The sequence below is a fragment of the Saccharopolyspora kobensis genome (assembly GCF_900108315.1).
In the GTDB taxonomy this organism is placed as follows: Bacteria; Actinomycetota; Actinomycetes; order Mycobacteriales; family Pseudonocardiaceae; genus Saccharopolyspora; species Saccharopolyspora kobensis.
The window spans coordinates 350,477-367,863 of record NZ_FNVB01000005.1; the positions used below are offsets into that span (position 1 = coordinate 350,477).

General features: G+C 71.2%; 16 protein-coding genes. 6 read left to right on the plus strand and 10 right to left on the minus strand.

Translation table 11 applies throughout. From position 1 onward, the window contains the following. Window positions 1-25: 25 nt before the first annotated feature. Window positions 26-961 carry a CHAD domain-containing protein gene (locus C4T78_RS18510; protein WP_093349282.1) on the plus strand — a complete coding sequence of 312 codons (936 nt, stop codon included), beginning with the start codon at window positions 26-28 and terminating at the stop codon, window positions 959-961. Here C4T78_RS18510 and dapC read toward each other — a convergent pair whose 3' ends face one another. The 6 genes from dapC to typA all read right to left on the minus strand — a co-directional run bounded on the left by dapC (window position 962) and on the right by typA (window position 8,073). After that, window positions 962-2,083: a succinyldiaminopimelate transaminase gene (gene dapC / locus C4T78_RS18515; RefSeq protein WP_093349285.1), complete on the minus strand. Its 1,122-nt coding sequence runs from the start codon at window positions 2,081-2,083 to the stop codon at window positions 962-964. It lies immediately after the preceding gene. After that, a complete protein-coding gene (gene fdxA, locus C4T78_RS18520; RefSeq protein ID WP_093152999.1) occupies window positions 2,080-2,400 on the minus strand; it encodes a ferredoxin in 321 nt (106 codons plus the stop codon). Before fdxA ends, dapC begins: the two co-directional genes overlap by 4 nt. A 240-nt stretch (window positions 2,401-2,640) precedes the next feature. Beyond that, window positions 2,641-3,006, minus strand: coding sequence for a hypothetical protein (locus C4T78_RS18525; protein ID WP_093349287.1), 366 nt, complete (start codon window positions 3,004-3,006; stop codon window positions 2,641-2,643). Beyond that, the gene (gene mshB / locus C4T78_RS18530; protein WP_093349290.1) at window positions 3,003-3,914 is read right to left on the minus strand and encodes an N-acetyl-1-D-myo-inositol-2-amino-2-deoxy-alpha-D-glucopyranoside deacetylase; all 912 of its coding nucleotides are present in this window, start codon (window positions 3,912-3,914) and stop codon (window positions 3,003-3,005) included. Before mshB ends, C4T78_RS18525 begins: the two co-directional genes overlap by 4 nt. 208 nt (window positions 3,915-4,122) lie before the next feature. Beyond that, entirely contained in the window at window positions 4,123-5,877 is a 1,755-nt protein-coding gene (locus tag C4T78_RS18535; RefSeq protein WP_177247485.1) for an ABC transporter family substrate-binding protein, read from the minus strand. A gap of 279 nt (window positions 5,878-6,156) precedes the next feature. Further along, a complete protein-coding gene (typA, locus tag C4T78_RS18540) occupies window positions 6,157-8,073 on the minus strand; it encodes a translational GTPase TypA (protein ID WP_093349291.1) in 1,917 nt (638 codons plus the stop codon). Window positions 8,074-8,439: 366 nt separating this feature from the next. Here typA and C4T78_RS36470 point away from each other — a divergent pair, with 366 nt between their 5' ends. Next, window positions 8,440-8,610, plus strand: a complete 171-nt coding sequence (locus C4T78_RS36470) for a hypothetical protein (protein ID WP_177247486.1) — start codon at window positions 8,440-8,442, stop codon at window positions 8,608-8,610. A 43-nt stretch (window positions 8,611-8,653) separates the two neighbouring features. Here C4T78_RS36470 and C4T78_RS18545 read toward each other — a convergent pair whose 3' ends face one another. After that, complete coding sequence (locus C4T78_RS18545; RefSeq protein ID WP_093349293.1) at window positions 8,654-8,965, minus strand: YciI family protein; 312 nt, start codon at window positions 8,963-8,965, stop codon at window positions 8,654-8,656. A gap of 205 nt (window positions 8,966-9,170) precedes the next feature. Here C4T78_RS18545 and trpS point away from each other — a divergent pair, with 205 nt between their 5' ends. After that, entirely contained in the window at window positions 9,171-10,136 is a 966-nt protein-coding gene (gene trpS / locus C4T78_RS18550) for a tryptophan--tRNA ligase (protein WP_093349295.1), read from the plus strand. A gap of 209 nt (window positions 10,137-10,345) precedes the next feature. Here the strand turns inward: trpS and C4T78_RS18555 are convergent, their stop codons facing one another. From C4T78_RS18555 to C4T78_RS18565, 3 genes are all read right to left on the minus strand, one after another. Continuing rightward, window positions 10,346-11,194 (minus strand): NUDIX domain-containing protein, encoded by an 849-nt coding sequence (locus C4T78_RS18555; protein ID WP_235863292.1) that lies wholly within the window; start codon window positions 11,192-11,194, stop codon window positions 10,346-10,348. 114 nt (window positions 11,195-11,308) lie between these two features. Next, a complete protein-coding gene (locus tag C4T78_RS18560; RefSeq protein WP_093349300.1) occupies window positions 11,309-12,673 on the minus strand; it encodes a sensor histidine kinase in 1,365 nt (454 codons plus the stop codon). Then, complete coding sequence (locus C4T78_RS18565) at window positions 12,670-13,356, minus strand: response regulator transcription factor (protein WP_093350086.1); 687 nt, start codon at window positions 13,354-13,356, stop codon at window positions 12,670-12,672. The genes C4T78_RS18560 and C4T78_RS18565 overlap by 4 nt, the downstream gene beginning before the upstream one ends. Before the next feature lie 573 nt (window positions 13,357-13,929). Between C4T78_RS18565 and C4T78_RS18570 the strand changes: the two genes are divergently transcribed. Genes C4T78_RS18570 through C4T78_RS18580 form a run of 3 tightly spaced genes read left to right on the plus strand, consistent with a single transcriptional unit; the run spans window position 13,930 to window position 17,380 of the window. Then, window positions 13,930-15,516, plus strand: coding sequence for an ABC transporter substrate-binding protein (locus tag C4T78_RS18570; RefSeq protein WP_093349303.1), 1,587 nt, complete (start codon window positions 13,930-13,932; stop codon window positions 15,514-15,516). Window positions 15,517-15,527: 11 nt separating this feature from the next. Next, window positions 15,528-16,481 (plus strand): ABC transporter permease, encoded by a 954-nt coding sequence (locus tag C4T78_RS18575; protein WP_093152977.1) that lies wholly within the window; start codon window positions 15,528-15,530, stop codon window positions 16,479-16,481. Next, complete coding sequence (locus C4T78_RS18580; protein WP_093349305.1) at window positions 16,478-17,380, plus strand: ABC transporter permease; 903 nt, start codon at window positions 16,478-16,480, stop codon at window positions 17,378-17,380. Before C4T78_RS18575 ends, C4T78_RS18580 begins: the two co-directional genes overlap by 4 nt. Window positions 17,381-17,387: the final 7 nt, after the last annotated feature.

A 17,387-nucleotide genomic window follows, 5' to 3' on the forward strand; every position in this document is an offset into this window, starting at 1 on the left:
GGGCTTTTGGCTTTTATCATTGGCAATGGCCAGCAGCTGGCAGCACCGCGACCTCGCGGCCGTCGTCGATCTGCCCGCCGAACCCGTGGCGGCCGGTCCGCAGGCCCCCATCGCCGAGCACGTGCGAGCCGGGCTGGACGGTCGGCTGCGCTCGCTGATCGCGCACGATCCGGGCACCCGGCTCGGCACGGATCCCGAAGAGCTGCACCAGATGCGGGTGTCGGTGCGCCGGATGCGCGCGATGCTGCGGGCCGCGCGGCCGTTCCTGGACGAGAGCTGGGCGGAGCCGCTGCGCGCGGAGCTCGGCTGGCTGGGCCGTTCGCTCGGCCCGGTACGCGACCTCGACGTCCTGCTGGACCGGCTGCGCCAGGAGAGCGCCGACCTGCCCGCGGGCGAGCGGGCCGCCGCCGCCCGGCTGATCTCGGGCCTGGAGGCCGAGCACGGAATCGCGCGCGTCGAAATGCTCGCCGCCCTGGACAGCGATCGCTACCTCGGCCTGCTGCGCGCGCTCACCGCCGCGATCCGCAGCAGCCCGGAGGAGTCCGATGCGGACAGTTCGAGCGAACTCCGCGGACTGGTGCTCGGCGAGTTCCGCAAGCTCCGGAAAGCGGTGGCGCGGCTGCCCGAGTCCCCAGCCGATCGCGACCTGCACGCGCTGCGCATCCTGGGCAAGCGCGTCCGCTACACCGCGGAACTCGCCCAGCCCGTGTTCGGCGGATCCGCGCAGCAGCTGATCAGAGCGGCCCGCCGGTTCCAGGACGTGCTCGGCGAGCACCAGGACGCCTGCGTGGCCGAGGAACGGGTGCGCGACCTGCTCCACGGCTTCGGCGACGAGGTGGACGCGGCAGTGGGCTTCGTGGCGGGCCGCCTGGTCGAACGCGAGCAGGCGCGCAAAGCCGAACGCCGTGCGCAGTGGCGCTCGGCCTGGGACGCCCTCAGCGCGGCAGCAGCCGAGGTCTGATCATTCCGCGAGCCGCTTGGCGGCTGCGGCGATGCGCTCGTCCGTCGCGGTCAGGGCGATGCGGACGTGGTGATCACCCGCGGGGCCGTAGAAGGTGCCCGGTGCGGCGAGGATTCCCCGCTGCGCCAACCAGTCCACCGTCTCCCACGCGTCTTCGCCGCGCGTCGCCCACAGGTACAGGCCCGCCTGCGAGTGATCGATCCGGAAGCCCGCCGCCTCCAGCGCGGGCCGCAGCACCGCGCGCCGCGCCGCGTACAGCTCGCGCTGCGCGCTCACGTGCGAGTCGTCGCTGAGCGCCGCGGTGATCGCTTCCTGCACCGGTCGCGGGACGATCATGCCCGCGTGCTTGCGCAGTTCCAGCAGGCGCCGCACCAGATCCGGATCACCGGTGATGAACCCGGCGCGGTACCCGGCCAGGTTCGAGGACTTCGACAGCGAGTGCACGGCGAGCACGCCGCGCCGGTCCGCGCCCACCGAGGGGTGCAGCACCGACACCGGCTCGGTGTCCCAGCCCAGCGCCAGGTAGCACTCGTCCGATGCGACCACCGCGCCCAGCTCCTGCGCGGCCCGCACCGACGCGCCCAGCTGCTGGGCGTCCAGCACGCGACCCGTCGGGTTCGACGGGGAGTTCAGCCACAACAACGCGGTCCCGGCGGGCGGCAGCTCACCGGGCGCGAGCCGCACGACCTCCGCACCGGCGATCTTCGCGCCGACCTCGTAGGTCGGGTACGCCAGTTCCGGGATGGCCACCAGGTCGCCAGGTCGCACGCCGACCAGCGTCGGCAACCAGGCGACGAGTTCCTTGGAGCCGATGGTCGGCACCACGGCGTCGGGTTCCAGGCCGGAGATCCCGTAGCGGCGCCGCAGGGAGGCGATCGCCGCCTCGCGCAGCTCGGGCGTGCCGTGCGTCGCCGGGTAACCCGGCTTGTCCGCGACCTCCGCGAGCGCTCGCCGCAGGTTCTCCGGCACCGGGTCGACCGGGGTCCCGACGGACAGGTCGACGATGCCGTCCGGGTGGGCCTTCGCCGCGGCGCTCTGCCGGGCCAGCGAATCCCACGGGAAGTCGGGCAGCTGCGGTCCGCGGGGCCCGGACGTGGTGTCCGGGCCGGTCGCGCTGCTCATTCGCCCTGCGGGGGCAGGCTCTTGATGGGCTCGACGTCGAAGTCCTTCTTGCCCACCTTCGCCGCACCGCCCGGCGAGCCGAGTTCGTCGAAGAAGTCCACGTTCGCCTTGGTGTAGGCGGCCCACTCGTCCGGCACGTCGTCCTCGTAGTAGATGGCCTCCACCGGGCAGACCGGCTCGCAGGCACCGCAGTCGACGCACTCATCGGGGTGGATGTAGAGCATCCGCCCGCCCTCGTAGATGCAGTCGACAGGGCATTCCTCGATGCACGCCTTGTCGAGCACGTCCACGCAGGGCTCGGCGATCACGTAGGTCACGGTTGCACTCCTGCTCGAAGCGTTGTCCTACTCGCGCGCAGGAACCTCCTGCCGCGACTGCTGACAGTATCTCTCCTACCCACCCAGGACACGTACCCGGTCCCACAGCTCGGGAGCGCTGCCGACTCTACGACGCGGGCGTGAACGGCGTAAACCACTTCTGTTGAAGCCCTGTCGGAACCTCCCACGTCAGAAGCGATCCACACCGCCGACGTGCGCTGCGCCACACCCCGCTGGAGATCAGGATCTGGCCCGCTTGCCCAGGACCATGCCGAGCATCAACGCGCTCGGCAGCGCACCGGCGCCGATCAGCAGCAGCGTCCGCCAGTCGTTGCCGACCAGCACCATGTCCCCGCCCGGCCCGAGGACGCCGAACACCATCACGGTCAGGAACCAGAGCACCATCGGCGCGCCCGCGATCCGGCGGCGCGGGGACAGCCGCGCGGCCTCCGACACCAGCAGCGGCGTGGTCACCGCCGCGACCGCCGCGGTGACCGGGAACTGCACGGTGCCGATGTAGGAGGGCAGGAAGAGCAGCTCGACCAGCGCCAGGATCACGGCGTCGACGAGCAGGAAGCCGAACACCAACCGGTCCGTCCCGCTCAACGGTCCCCCACCGGTTCGGTACCGCTCACACCGAGCCCGCCGAACAGATCCGCCTCGCAGCCCTCGGAATCACCGCTGGCCAGCACGTAGTGCTCGGTCGGCACGATGGGCTGCGCGACACCGTTGGACAGCGCGTAGGCCGCGACGCCGTCGCCGTTGTCCCACCGGTCCAGCCACACCTTGACCTGGGTGCCGTGCGCCCGCAGCGCGCTGATCTTGGCGGGCAGGTGCTCGGACACGTCGATCACGGTGCTGATCGACTCGTCCGCGACGCTGGCCAGCTCGTGCGGTTCGGGCAGCTGGAACGGCATGTCCTCGACCTCGGCCAGCGCGGCCAAGCCCTTCTCCAGGGTGTCGCGCGAGGGCACGGCGTAGAAGACGCGCTGCACCTCGGGAACCTTCGCGGCAGCGGCGACGGTCACCTCGTGCGCGCGGACGTGGTCCGGGTGGCCGTAGCCGCCGTCGGCGGCGTAGCTCACGACCACCTGCGGTTTGACCTCGCGCAGCACCGCTTCCAGCGCATCCACCTGCTCATCGGCGGCGCCGGTCGCGAAGGCGCGAGGATGCGCGTCGGGCAGCGCGCCCGCCAGCCCCGGCTGCTCCCAGAGCATCCCGGAGTCGCGCCAGCGCCCGATGCCACCGAGGAAGCGGTGGTCGGTCACGTGGAGCGCGGCGCAGGCCGAGCGCAGCTCGCCGACCCGGTAGCCGCCGAGCTGGTCCGCCTGGTCGGAGGCCAGGCCGCGCAGGCTCTCGGGGATGACCTCGCCCTCCTCGCCGAGGGTGCAGGTCACCACCACCACCTGCACGCCGCGTGCGGCATAGCGAGCGATCGTCCCGCCGGTCCAGAGGCTTTCGTCATCGGGGTGCGCGTGTACCAGCAGCAACCGCGGTGGGGCCGTCAGCGTCACCGGTCCAGCCTAATCTGCGCCCCGAACCACCCAACGCACGGCGTGCCCTTCTTGCCTTCCACCCGCGTTCTGCGTAGCGCTGCGGAAGCCGCCGCGCCCGACTTTCCGCGTCGGCTGTGGCAGCGGCTTTGGTCCGCCACGGCCCGTGAGTGGTTCGAGCGGCTAGCGCACCACAAACCACTCACGGTCACTGACCTGCGGGTTCACCTCAGTAACCGTCGTTGTCCGCGTACGTCCCGAGCCACTGCGCCGCGGTGGAGAACGGGCCGGACATGCCGTGGCCCGGTTCGACGCCCTTCACCTCCGGCCGCAGCGCCAGGACCTGCGCCTGCTGGTAGAGCGGCAGCGCGACCGCCGCCCGCCACAGCACCGGCTCGACGATCGACGACGCCTCGCCGAACGGCACCCGGCCGGTCATCGCCGCGTCGATGGTCGGCTGCAGCAGCTCGTCGCAGAACCCGGCCGCGTTGTGCGGGAACGGCTGCTCGCTGTCCGCCGCCACGCCGGGACATCCGTACGCCGCAGCCATGTTCGCGGCCGCGTCACCACCGGCGGGACGCGGCGCGATCGCCATGTCCACCGAGGCCGCACCGCCGGGCTCCCCGGACTTCGGGTTGGCCGCCAGCATCTCGCCGAACAGCTGATCGCCGGTCGGCGTCACGACCGTCGCCTGGATCCCCTGCTCGCGCAGCTGCCGCGCGGCCTCCTCGGCGATCCGGATGTAGGACTCGTGCTCGAAGGGCGCCGCGATGACCAGGTTCAGCGGTCGCCCGTCGCGCATCCAAGCGCCGCCGCTGCGCTGGTAGCCGGCTTCGTCGAGCAGCTTCTCGACCCGCGCCCGGTCGGGCTTCGCCGGGAACGCACCGGCCGGTTCCGTCGGCGTGTAGCCGGGTTCGGACGGCGCGAGCACCTGGGCGTGCGACTGCAGCTGCTCGGCGGGACCGCCGCCGGTGCCCGCCTGGATCAGCGCCGGCCGGTCCAGCGCCGCGAGGACGGCCTGCCGCGCCTTGATGTCGGCCAGCGCGCGGCTGTCCGGCCGCAGCAGCACCTCCACCGTCGCCGGCCGCGGCACGTTGATCAGCTGCACGGAATCGCCGAGATCCCGCAGCGCCTGCATGGTCCCGGTGTCCGCGCCGAACACGGCGAGGTGGCTGTCACCGCTGCGCAGCGCCTCGACCTGGCGGGCCTTGTCGATCGCGCGCAGCGAGATGCGGTCGGACTGCGCCGGCGGACCCCAGTACCGGTCGTTGCGCTCCAGGATGATCTCGCCGCGGTCCAGGTCGATCTGCCGGATCGCGAACGGCCCGCCCGACGCCGGGTAGCCGTCGTCCAGCACCGTCGACCAGCCCCGCGGCGCGTCCCGCAGCAGGTGCGCGGGCAGCAGGTTGTTGAACAGCGACTGCCAGCCGGGGAACGGCTTGGCGAAGGTCACGTCCACCGTCTTGCCGCCCTGGCGGGAGGCCACGTCGTTGATCAGCTGGTAGCCCGCCGCGTCGGACACGCCGGGCTGCGAGCGCAGCTGCTGCCACAGGTAGACGAAGTCCTCGGCGGCGATCGGCGCGCCGTCGGACCAGTTCGCCTCGCGGCGGATCCGGTAGCGGACGGTGAACTTCTCCTGGTCCGGCACCAGCTCCGCCGATTCCATCAGCGTGGTGTCCAGTTGCAACCGCCCGTCCGGGCCGGGTCGGTGGACCGACGGCAGCATCAGGCTGGCCAGCGCGGAGCTGGTCGGCGAGAGGTCGGCGAGGGTGTGCGGGTTGAACCCGCCCTCCAGCTCGTCGACCCCGACCACGACCTCCACCGGCATCGGCTGCTCGGCCGGCGCGGTGCTCGTCGGGGGCTGCGTCGTCGGGGTTTCCGACACCAGCGGCGGTGGTGGCGCGTTCGTGCAGGCGGCCACCAAGCTCGCGGTTGTCACCAGCAGGGAGACCGCAGCCAGTGGGCGGCGTCGACCCTGGGACACGCCGAACCTCCCCTCATGTCTGCTCCCCCGAACGCACCCCGGCCACCGGGGCGCCTCGCACGTGCGGAAGACGCGCGAGGGCCCTCCATGGTTCCTTCCGTCGATCGGGTGATCGACACCGGGGTAGGTGCCCAGTCTGCTGGCCGTCCGCCACAGCTGCCCGCAGAACGGCGAAATCCCGTCCGGCGCGCGGGAAAACCGGATCCGGCATTCCGGATGTTTCCGGCGACCGGAGGGGTCGCCGGAACCCGGCTCAGCTACCCGAGAGCGCAGCTCCCGTCACGAAGCGTTGTCACGCGCCTTGGCGCGGGAGCGCTCGCGGGCGCGGGTGGTCCCGTCCAGGGTCACCTTGCGGACCCGGATCGCCTCCGGCCCGACCTCGACGCACTCGTCGGCGGCGCAGAACTCCAGCGCCTCCTCCAGCGCCAGGGTCCGCGGCTTGGCCAGCCGCTCCAGCTCGTCCGCGGTGGAGGACCGCATGTTGGTGAGCTTCTTCTCCTTGGTGATGTTCACGTCGAGGTCCTCGGCCCGCGGGTTCTCCCCGACGACCATGCCCTCGTAGACCTCGTTGCCGGGCTCGGTGAAGAAGCTGCCCCGGTCGGCCAGCTGCAGCAGCGCGTAGGTCGTCGCCGAGCCGGCCCGGTCGGCCACCAGCGAACCGGTGTGCCGGGTGCGCAGCTCGCCCACCCACGGGAAGTAGCCCTCGAAGACGTGGTTGGCGATGCCGGTGCCGCGGGTCTCGGTGAGGAACTCGGTGCGGAAGCCGATCAGGCCGCGCGCGGGCACCACGTACTCCAGCTTGATCCGCCCGGTGCCGTGGCCGTCCATGGTCTCCATGCGGCCCTTGCGCCCGGCCAGCAGCTGGGTGACCGCGCCCAGGTGCTCCTCCGGCGCGTCGATGGTCAGCCGCTCGAACGGCTCGCACAGCTTGCCGTCGATGGTCCGGGTGACCACCTGCGGCTTGCCGACGGTGAGCTCGAAGCCCTCCCGGCGCATGGTCTCCACCAGGATGGCCAGCGCCAGCTCACCGCGGCCCTGCACCTCCCAGGCGTCCGGCTTCTCGGTGGGCAGCACCTTCATGCTGACGTTGCCGATCAGCTCGGCGTCCAGCCGGCTCTTCACCTGCCGCGCGGTGATCTTGGTGCCGCCGTTGCGGCCGGTCAGCGGCGAGGTGTTGACGCCGATGGTCATCGAGATCGCCGGGTCGTCGACGGTGATCCGGGGCAGCGGCTGGGCGTTGTCCGGGTCGGCCAGCGTGTCGCCGATGGTGATGTCCGGGATGCCCGCGATGGCGACCAGGTCGCCCGCGGAGGCCTCCGCGCACGGCACCCGGTCGAGGTTCTGGGTGATCAGCAGCTCGGTGAGCCGCACCTTCTCCACCGAACCGTCCGCCCGGCACCACCCGACGGTCTGGCCCTTGCGCATGGTCCCGGCGTGGATGCGGCACAGCGCGATGCGGCCGAGGAACGACGAGGCGTCCAGGTTGGTCACCAGGGCGCGCAGCGGGCCCTCGGCGTCGGCGACCGGCGCGGGCACGTGCTTGAGCAGCACGTCGAACAGCGCGGTGAGGTCCTCCTCGGCGGGCAGCTCGCCGTCCACCGGCTGGGCCAGGGAAGCGCGGCCGGCGCGGGCGGAGGCGTAGACGACCGGCAGGTCGAGGATGGCCTCCATGTCGAGCTCGACCTCGCCGTCGAGCTCGCTGGCCAGCTCCAGCAGCAAGTCGTGGGCCTCTTCGACGACCTCGGCGCAGCGGGCGTCCGGGCGGTCGACCTTGTTCACCACCAGGATCACCGGCAGCCCGGCGGCCAGCGTCTTGCGCAGCACGAAGCGGGTCTGCGGCAGCGGGCCCTCGCTGGCGTCGACGAGCAGCAGCACGCCGTCGACCATGGACAGCGCGCGCTCCACCTCGCCGCCGAAGTCGGCGTGGCCGGGGGTGTCGACCACGTTGATGGTCACCGGACCGGCGTCGGTCTCCCGGCGGATCGCGGTGTTCTTGGCCAGGATGGTGATGCCCTTCTCCCGCTCCAGGTCGTTGGAGTCCATGACCCGGTCGACCAGTTCGGCTCGTTCGGAGAAGGCACCGGATTGCCGCAGCATGGCGTCCACCAGGGTGGTCTTGCCGTGGTCGACGTGCGCGACGATCGCGACGTTGCGGAGATCGCTGCGAATGGGGGCGGCGACGCTGGTGGCGGACACGCGGGTACTCCATGGCTCGGCGCGGAAAGCGGGCAACGGCGGGTTCGTCGACTGCGGGCCGGGTGCGGGTGTTGCCGCAGCGCACCTTCTCGGGTGCGGGACACCTGGTCCTGGCGCCCCGCGGGGCGCCCTGCCGCGGCTCCACTGCGCCGCTGCTGCGGAGCTTCTTTCGGACGGCACCCCACTACCGGCGGGGCACGTGCGTCGACGCGCGGCTCGTTCCAGGGTAGTGCAACGCGGAGCGGGCCCGGCCGCCGCGTGCTCAGCGCAACACCCGGCGGCCGGTCCGCAACATCAAGTTCGCCATCTGAGCTTAGGTTCGCCTACCCTGTGCCCAACGCCGTCGGAGCACCGGAAAGAAGCAACGTGGGCAAAGGCACCATCAAGGTCAAAAAGAAATGTTGCCGCTCGCAACCTCCTTGCAAGAGCTGCCCGATCGTGGCATTGCGCAACCTGCTCCGCGACGCCAAGGCGGAAGAGGTCAAGAAAGCGCAAAAGAAAGCCAAGAAAGAGGCAAAGAAAAAGAAGGCGAAATGATCTCACCACGGCGCCCGCCGTGGTTTCGGCACGCTGTTCGGGACTACTTGCGGGCCGCCGGGGTCAGCGGGTCCGCGTACTTGACCAGCTCCGGGATGGTGCGCAGGGCCTGGAACTCGATGACCTCGTAGCGAACCAGCCTGTGCAGCGCGAACGGGTCGGTGGCGAGGATGGCGTCGAGACGCCCCCTGGACATCGCGCGAGCGATGATCACCGCTCCGCTGCGCGGGTGGCGATGGCCGGCCGCGATGAAATCGCCGGCGTCGTAATGCTGGGTCACCCATTCGTAATGATCTACCAACTGGGCGTCGATATCCGATTCCGGTGCGGTGTATTGCAGCAGCACTACAAACATACTTCCACGGTAACTCTTCGACTTGACCGCTGCCGATCACCAAGCGGTAACATTGGTCCGTGAGCGCAATGTCGAACACCTGGTGGGCCGTCCCAGGGCGGCCCCGCGACGCAGCGCACTGACGCACAGCACATCGGCCGCCAGACCGGGCGGCCGAGCAGTGCCAGGTCGATCCCGGTGGCGGCGCAAACCACAGGAGAGACCCATGACCCGCCTGTCCGGGATCACCCCGTCCGGCCACGTCCAGCTCGGCAACTACCTCGGCGCCGTGCGGCGGTGGGCCGCCGAGCGCGAACCCGCGGACCTGTTCTTCGTCTCCGACCTGCACGCCATGACCACGCCGCACCGCCCGCAGCGGCTGCGCTCACTCACCCGCGAGCAGTTCGCGGTGCTGATCGCGGCGGGCATCGCCCCTGATTCGCTGTTCGTCCAGTCCGACCTGGCCGGTGAGCTGGGCGCGCTGAACTGGATCCTGGAATGCACCTGCTCGTACGGCGAGGCCGCCCGGATGGTCCAGTTCAAGGAGCGCGGCGCCGGGCAGGACGGCTCGCGGGTCGGCCTGCTGACCTACCCGGTGCTGATGGCCGCGGACATCCTGCTGCAGGGCGCCGACCAGGTCCCGGTGGGCAGCGACCAGGACCAGCACGTGGAACTGGCCCGCACGCTGGCCCGGCGGTTCAACTCGTCCTACGGCCAGGTCTTCGCCGTCCCCGAGGCGGTGGTGCCCAGGACCGCGGCCCGGGTGCGCGACCTGGCCGATCCGGGGCGCAAGATGGAGAAGTCCAGCCCCCAGTCCCCCGGCGTGGTCTTCGTGCTCGACGAACCGGACGTGATCCGCCGCAAGTTCCGCCGCGCGGTGACCGACGGCCTCGACCGCATCCGCTACGCCCCGGACGACCAGCCGGGAGTGGCCAACCTGCTGGAGATCCTGGCCGCCTGCACCGGCACGAGCCCGTACACCGCGGCCGGATCGGCCACCAGCTACGCGGAGCTCAAGGAAGCGGTGGCAGAAGCGGTGATCGAGGAGCTGAGACCGCTGCGCGAGCGCACCTCGGAGCTGCTGAACGACCCGGCCGAGCTGGAGCGGGTGCGAGCGCACGGCGCGAAGCGAGCCGCCGAACGAGCACATCCGCGCCTCCAGGCCGCCTTCCACGTCACCGGCCTGCGCTGAAGCACCGGAGGACGCCTCCGGGCGGGCACATCCCGTTCGGAGGCGCCCTCCACCTGCTCATTCGTTCACTAGTTCGAGTTATTCGCCTTGCGAACGCCTGATCGACATCGGGAACCTGGGACGCGTGATCGGTTGCTTCGACGTTCCCACCGGTTTCGTCATCGCGAGGAGGAATCCCATGTGCTTCGAGTCGGCTCCGCCGTCGCTCGTCAGGTGTTGGCCAGCAGGTGCCGAAGGGAGTGGACCAGGACCCGGTCGGCGTCGAGCCAGTCCAGGTCGGTCAGCTCGTGCGCCGTGACCCAGCGGACCTCGTTGTGCTCCACGGCTTCCGGGATCGCCGCCGGGTCGGCCAGCTCGGCCGCGTGGATGCGCAGCAGCATCCCGTTGTTGAGCGGGACGTCGGTGCCGATCCGGCCGGTGGGCCGCACCTCGACGGCCAGCTCTTCCCAGCACTCCCGGACGACCGCGGTCGGCTCGTCCTCGCCGGGTTCGACGCGTCCGCCGGGCAGTTCCCAGCGTCCGGCGTCCGGTGCCGGATAGCTGCGCTGCTGGGCCAGCAGTCGTCCCTTGTGGACGATTGCGGCGCCGACGACGATCGAGCGGCTCGCCCAGGACTCGGCGAGTTCGCGGACCGCGTCGATCCTGGCGGCCAGCGCGTTCAGCACGAAGCGGCGGCCGATCGCGACGTCGGCCAGCCGCCCCAGCGGCCCGAACGGGGTCGTCCAGTGCAACGAGTCGGTCAGCAGCGTCCGGGGCCCGGCCGCGGCGAGCACCGATTCGTGCCGCAGCTCCGGCAGCGGACCGGACACCAGCACGGAACTCAGCGCGTCGGCGTCGGCGCGCACGATTCGAGTGGTCAGATCGAGCGGGAGGCGGGCGATTCGCGTGTGGAAGACGAGCTCATCACCGGGCACGAGCAGCGCGGCAGGGCGAGTGGCGGCGCGGCCGCGGACTCCGATGCCCGCCAGACCGACTTCGGCGGTCCGCGTGTGCCGCAGCGCGGCCCCCACCGTGGCGACAGGTGCCTCGATCAGTCCGGTGCTCCGCAAAACCGACACGTGCACACATCTTGCCCGACCCGGTGCGGCCGATCACGACCGCCTCGGCTCCGCGCGGTGCTCGTGGGCACCGCGCGGGAAGCTGCCGGCGGGCCCGATCCGGTGCGAGGTCGGTCAGTTCAGCGGCCGGTACCCCGGCCAACGAGCTTCGACGCGTGCGCCGCCCTCCGGAGACACCGCGGCCCGGACCGTGCCGCCGCGGCGGCGCACCACGTCGGCCACGAGTGACAGACCGAGCCCGGCACCACCGGTGCTGCGCGCGCGGTCCTGCTCGACGCGGTGGAAGCGGTCGAACACCCGCAACCGGTGTTCCGCCGGAATGCCCGGCCCGTCGTCGTCCACCACCAACCACACCCACCCCATCCCGGAGGCGCCCATGCCATCAGCGAACACCGAAACCCGCACCACCGTCCGCGTGTAGCGCAGCGCGTTGCCGACGACGTTGTCCAGCACGGTGGACATCTCGGCCGGATCGGCGAGGACGAGCACCGGAGCAGTCGGCGCCTCGATCACTACCTGCGGTCCGTCGGGCGATTCGAGCCTGGCAGCAGCCGCCCGGGCGGCTGCGCCAAGATCCACCGGCTGCCCCGGTGTGCCCATCCCGCGCTCCGCTCTGGCCAGCGCGAGGAGGCTTTCGACCAGTTCGGACAGCCGCTGCGCTTCGACCGCGATGTCCTGCAGCGTCTCCTGCGCGAGCTCCGGGTCCGGGTGCACCACGGCGACCTCGGCTTGCGCTCGGATCGAGGCGACCGGGTTGCGCAGCTCGTGGGCGGCGTCGCCGGTGAACCGGCGCAGTCGTTCGGTGTCGGCATCACGCCGGGAGAGCATCGTGTTCAGCTCCTGAGCCAGGGCGCGGAGCTCGTCGGCGGCTTCCGGAACCGGCAGCCGCCTGCCCTCCGGCAGCCCGGCCGCGGCCATCCGCATCCGTTCCACCGGGCGCAGCGCGCGGCGCACCACCACCCAGGTGGCCAGCCCGACCAGGCAGGCGGCGAGGACCGAACCGAAGCCCAGCAGCCGGCTGGTCTTGCCCGCCGCGTCCAGGAATCCGACCAGGCGGGCACCGGTGGCCACCAGCAGCGGCTGACCGTCCGGGGCGGGCACGACGACGCCCTGCCAGCGGTGCAGCTCGGTCGGCGGGTCGAAGTCGAGCACGCCGCCGCCCGCGCGCAGCTGGTCGATCTGCCAGCGGAAGAAGCCGGGGTCGGGCAGCGAGTCCACCGGTGTTCCGGCGACGTCGAGCACGCGGATGTCCGGCCGGGACAGCGAGGCCGCCGGAACGCCGTCCTCGATCTGCTTCGCGGTGGCGGTCGCGGTGCGGTGCAGGTCGGCGTCCACCGACTCGATCATGAGCCAGCCGACGATGCCGGTGCTGGCGTGCGCGATCACGCCGAGCCCGATGAGGGCGACGGCGGCGGCCACGACGCTGGTGCGGAACTGGATGGTGCGGCGGTGCCACCACTGCCGCAGGCTGCCGGTCATGCCGACTGGGCGCAGACCCGGTAGCCCTGGCCGCGCACGGTCTGCACCAGTTCACCGGCACCGGCCGCGGCGAGCTTGCGGCGCAGGTAACCGATGTAGACCTCGACGACGTTGCGGGTGACGAACTGCTCCTCGCCCCAGACCATGCGCAGCAGGTCGTCCTTGGGCACCACCGCCTCCGGGTGGCTGGCCAGCGCGACCAGCAAGCCGTACTCCCGGGGTGAGAGCGCGATCGTCTCCCCGGCCCACCGCACCTCGCGGCCCGCGCGGTCGATCTCCAGCTCGCCGACCCGCAGGCACACCTGATGACCAGCGGTGTCGCGCCGCCGCAGCAGCGCGCGGACCTGCGCGACCAGCACCAGGAAGGAGAAGGGCTTGACCAGGTAACCGTCCGCGCCGAGGTCCAGGCCGTCGGCTTGGTCGACCTCGCCGTCCTTCGCCGAGATCAGCAGCACCGGGGTGGTGACGTCCTGGCCGCGCATCCGCTCCAGGACCCGGTAGCCGGAAAGGCCGGGCAGCATCACGTCGAGCACGACGACGTCGAAGGCACCGGTGAGCGCCAGGCGCAGGGCCTCGGTGCCGTCGGCGGCGACGGTCACCTCCATGCCCTCGGCGGAGAGGCCGCGCCGCAACGCGGCCCGAACCCCGGCTTCGTCGTCCACCACCAACACGCGCGGCACCATGCGATCCAGCATGCCGACCGGATGGCGCAGCGGGCATCGAACCACCGGTCCGTTTCCAGATGTGCACCGGTTTCTCAGGCTGATCTCAGCATCGGCGGGGCCGCGTGCGATGGCGCCCGAGAATCCGGCGACCCTCCGGATCGGCACGACGACCAGCGGTGACCAGCCGGTGCGGGCCGACTGTGAGATGCCTCGCCGGTGTTGCGCGGCCCCGCGACCGGCCGGGCGGGGCGTGGCGAGGTGCGCTCCCGCCGTCGCCGAGCCGCGCCCGGCACCGGTGAAACCCATGGCCAAGCGCGGTTCGCAAAGCCGATCAAGCGTTGCGAAAGTAGCAAGAGGTCACAACGTTTGACCGCCGTCGAACCCGAGGGGCTTGACATATCTACCCAGCACATGACGTCTTGACAGCCCCGTTTCGGTCCGCGAAGGTCGATGCGATCGATTGACTGATCAATCAGTCGCACCTCGAAACGCAACACCAGCGGGGAGCTGCCGGGCCGCCCGGACGGGTCGGCCCACCGGCGTGAGCCGAGCCGACGCACGTCCCCGCGAGACACAGGAGGTACCGCCCGGATGGCGAGCAGAGGACAGTCGAACGCCCCGAGTCGTCGCGACTTCCTCCGGTACGCAGCGGCGGGCGCGGGAGCGGTGGGCGCGGGAGCGCTGATCACCGGCTGCGCGGGCGGCGCGGTCCGCAAGGCACCGGTGCCGACCGGTCCACCGCAGTACGGCGGACGGCTGCGGGTCGGCATCGTCGGTGGCTCCAGCAAGGACACCCTGGACGCGCACGCCCCCGTCACGCACCCAGACCAGGCCCGGATCTTCCAGCTCTACGACACCCTGCTGCGCTACGACGACGAGTACCTGATCCAGCCCGCGCTGGCCGAATCCGTCGAATCCGACCCGCAGGCGACGACGTGGACCATCCGGCTGCGCGAGGGCCTGGAGTTCCACGACGGCAAGACCGTCACCGCCGAGGACGTGATCCACTCGCTGCGCCGGATCGCCGACCCGGACGACCCGAAGAACGGCGCGGTCGGGCTGAGCTCGCTGGACCTGAACGCGATGCGGGCGATGGACCCGCGAACCGTCCGGCTGACGCTGTCCCGCCCGGACGTCACGCTGCCCGACCAGTTCGCCGAGTACGGCAACGGGATCGTGCCGGTCGGTTACGACCCGAAGCGGCCGGTCGGCACCGGTCCCTTCCGGTTCGACTCCTTCGAACCCGGCCAGCAGAGCCTGTTCACCAAGAACGCCAACTACTGGCGCGACGGCGAACCGTACGTGGACGAGATCGTGATCATCGACTTCCCGGACGACACCGCGCGGATCAACGCGCTGCTCGGCGGCCAGGTCGACGCCATCGACCAGGTGCCGCTCGGGCTGCTGCGGGTCCTCGACGCGGACCCGAACCTGCGGTTGCTCGAGTCGGAGACCGGTTCCTGGATCCCGTTCACCATGCGGGTGGACCGGCCGCCCTTCGACGACGTGCGGGTCCGGCAGGCCTTCCGGCTGGTCGTGGACCGCGAGCAGATGATCAGGCAGGTGCTCGGCGGCCACGGCACGGTCGGCAACGACCTGTACGCGCCGGCCGACCCGCTGTTCAACTCCGCGCTGCCGCAGCGCAAGCGCGACGTGAACAAGGCCCGCCAGCTGCTGCGCGAGGCGGGCAAGGAGAACCTGACCGTGGAGCTGGTGACCTCGCCGGTGGCCGCGGGCGTGGTGGAGGCCGCGCAGGTCTTCGCCCAGCAGGCCGCCGAGGCCGGGATCACGGTCAACATCCGCCGGGTGGACACTGGCGAGTTCTTCGGCGACATGTACCTGTCCTGGGACTTCGCCCAGGACTTCTGGTTCTCCCGGAACTTCCTGGCGCAGGCGAGCTCCGGCAGCCTGCCCGAGTCGCCGTACAACGAAACCCACTGGGACCACCCGGAGTTCAACCAGCTGGTGCTCGAAGCGCGCGGCACCACCGATGCCGCGCGCCGCAAGGAGCTCGTGGCGCGGGCGCAGCAGATCGAGTGGGAGAGCGGCGGTTACATCGTCTGGGGCTTCCCGAACCAGCTCGACGCGCACAGCGTCCGGGTGGTCGGGCTGGCCCCGGACAAGAGCGGGATCCCGCTGAACTCGTACGGATTCCGGCACGCCTGGCTGGCGAAGTGAGGGGGCACCAGATGACTCGAATGCTGGTCAAGCGGATCCTGCTCGGCCTGGTGATCCTCTGGGCGGTGTCCGTGGTGGTCTTCCTGGCCACCCAGGCGCTGCCGGGCGACGCCGCGCGCGCCATCCTCGGCCGCGAGGCCACCCCGGAGCGGCTGATCGCGCTGCGCGAGCAGCTGCACCTCGACGAGCCGCTGTGGCTGCAGTACTTCTCCTGGCTGGGCAACATCTTCCAGCTCGACCTCGGCGAGTCCTACGCCAACGGCATGCCGGTGACCGAGCTGCTGAGCTCGCGGCTGACCAACTCGCTGGCGCTGATGCTGTGCGCGACGTTGATCAGCGTGCCGCTGTCGATCCTGGTCGGCACCTACAGCGCGCTGCGCCGCGACAAGGCCTTCGACCACACCACCTCGGTGATCAGCCTGGTGCTCGCCTCGCTGCCGGAGTTCGTCGTCGGCATCCTGCTGGTTCTGCTGTTCTCCACCGGTGTGCTGAACCTGCTGCCCGCGGTGTACGTGATGACCGGTTCGGGCTCCGCGTGGAGCGATCCGGTCCAGCTGATCCTGCCGACGCTGACGATGGTGCTCGCGGTCTCGCCCTACATCATCCGGATCATGCGCGCCACGATGATCGAGGTGCTGGAGAGCGAGTACGTGCAGCAGGCCCGGTTGAAGGGCATGCCGGAGCGCACGGTGATCCTGCGGCACGCGCTGCCCAACGCGATCGGCCCGGTGGCGCAGGTGATCGCGCTGCAGCTGGCCTGGCTGGCCGGCGGCGTGGTCATCGTCGAGTTCCTGTTCCGCTTCCCCGGCATCGGGTTCGCGCTGGTGGACGCGGTGAACAACCGCGACCTTCCGGTGGTGCAGACGCTGACGCTGGCCATCGCGGCCGTCTACATCGTCGTGAACCTGCTGGCCGACGTGGTGAGTCTGGCCGCCAACCCGAAGGTGAGGTCTGCCGCGCGATGACCACGACTGCGCAGAAAACCAACACCGCACCGACGCCCGCTCCGGCGGCTCCGCGCGCCGTCGGCGTCTGGCGGGCCGCGCTGCGGCTGCCGCGCACGAAGATCGGGCTGGGCCTGTCGGCGCTGGTGGTGCTGATCGCGGTCGTCGGTCCGCTGCTGGCGCCGCACGCCGCCACCGAGTTCGTCGACACGCCGTTCTCCAATCCGACCGGGAGCTCCTGGTTCGGCACCGACAACCTGGGCCGCGACGTGCTGACCCGGTTCCTGCACGGCGGGCAGACGCTGCTGGTGCTGGCGGTGCTGGCCACGCTGCTGGGCGTCGGGCTCGGCTCGCTGCTGGGCATGTACGCCGGTTACCGGCGCGGCTGGCTGGACGAGCTGCTGATGCGCTTCGGCGACATCGCGCTGGCGTTCCCGCAGGTCGTGCTGGCCCTGCTGTTCGTGAGCGTGGTCGGCCCGGAGCTGTGGCTGCTGGTGCTGGTGGTCGGCGGCAGCCACCTGCCGCGGGTGATGCGCGTGGTGCGGGCGGCGACGCTGTCGGTGGCCGAGCGCGACTTCGTCAAGTCCGCCGAGGCGATCGGGCTGTCCAAGGTGCGGATCCTGCTCGGCGAGATCCTGCCGAACGTCACCGGGACCGTGCTGGTCGAGCTCGGCCTGCGGCTGAACTACTCGATCGGCCTGGTGGCGGGGCTGAGCTTCCTCGGGCTCGGCCTGCAGCCACCGACGGCGGACTGGGGCCTGATGATCAACGAGAACCGGATCGCCCTGACCGTCCAGCCGTGGGCGGTGGCGCTCCCGGTGCTGGCGATCGCGGTGCTGACCATCGGCACGAACCTGGTCGCCGACGGCCTGGCCCGCTCGGTGGCCGGTGTGGACCGGGGCATCGAGAAGGCCCGCTGATGCCCGC

Coding starts and splice junctions, on each gene's coding strand:
- C4T78_RS18545 (WP_093349293.1), bottom strand. CDS start 8,965: ATGTTTGTAGTGCTGCTGCAATACACCGCACCGGAATCGGATATCGAC.
- C4T78_RS18510 (WP_093349282.1), top strand. CDS start 26: ATGGCCAGCAGCTGGCAGCACCGCGACCTCGCGGCCGTCGTCGATCTG.
- C4T78_RS18565 (WP_093350086.1), bottom strand. CDS start 13,356: ATGGTGCCGCGCGTGTTGGTGGTGGACGACGAAGCCGGGGTTCGGGCC.
- C4T78_RS18580 (WP_093349305.1), top strand. CDS start 16,478: ATGACCACGACTGCGCAGAAAACCAACACCGCACCGACGCCCGCTCCG.
- trpS (WP_093349295.1), top strand. CDS start 9,171: ATGACCCGCCTGTCCGGGATCACCCCGTCCGGCCACGTCCAGCTCGGC.
- C4T78_RS18560 (WP_093349300.1), bottom strand. CDS start 12,673: ATGACCGGCAGCCTGCGGCAGTGGTGGCACCGCCGCACCATCCAGTTC.
- C4T78_RS18570 (WP_093349303.1), top strand. CDS start 13,930: ATGGCGAGCAGAGGACAGTCGAACGCCCCGAGTCGTCGCGACTTCCTC.
- dapC (WP_093349285.1), bottom strand. CDS start 2,083: ATGAGCAGCGCGACCGGCCCGGACACCACGTCCGGGCCCCGCGGACCG.
- C4T78_RS18575 (WP_093152977.1), top strand. CDS start 15,528: ATGACTCGAATGCTGGTCAAGCGGATCCTGCTCGGCCTGGTGATCCTC.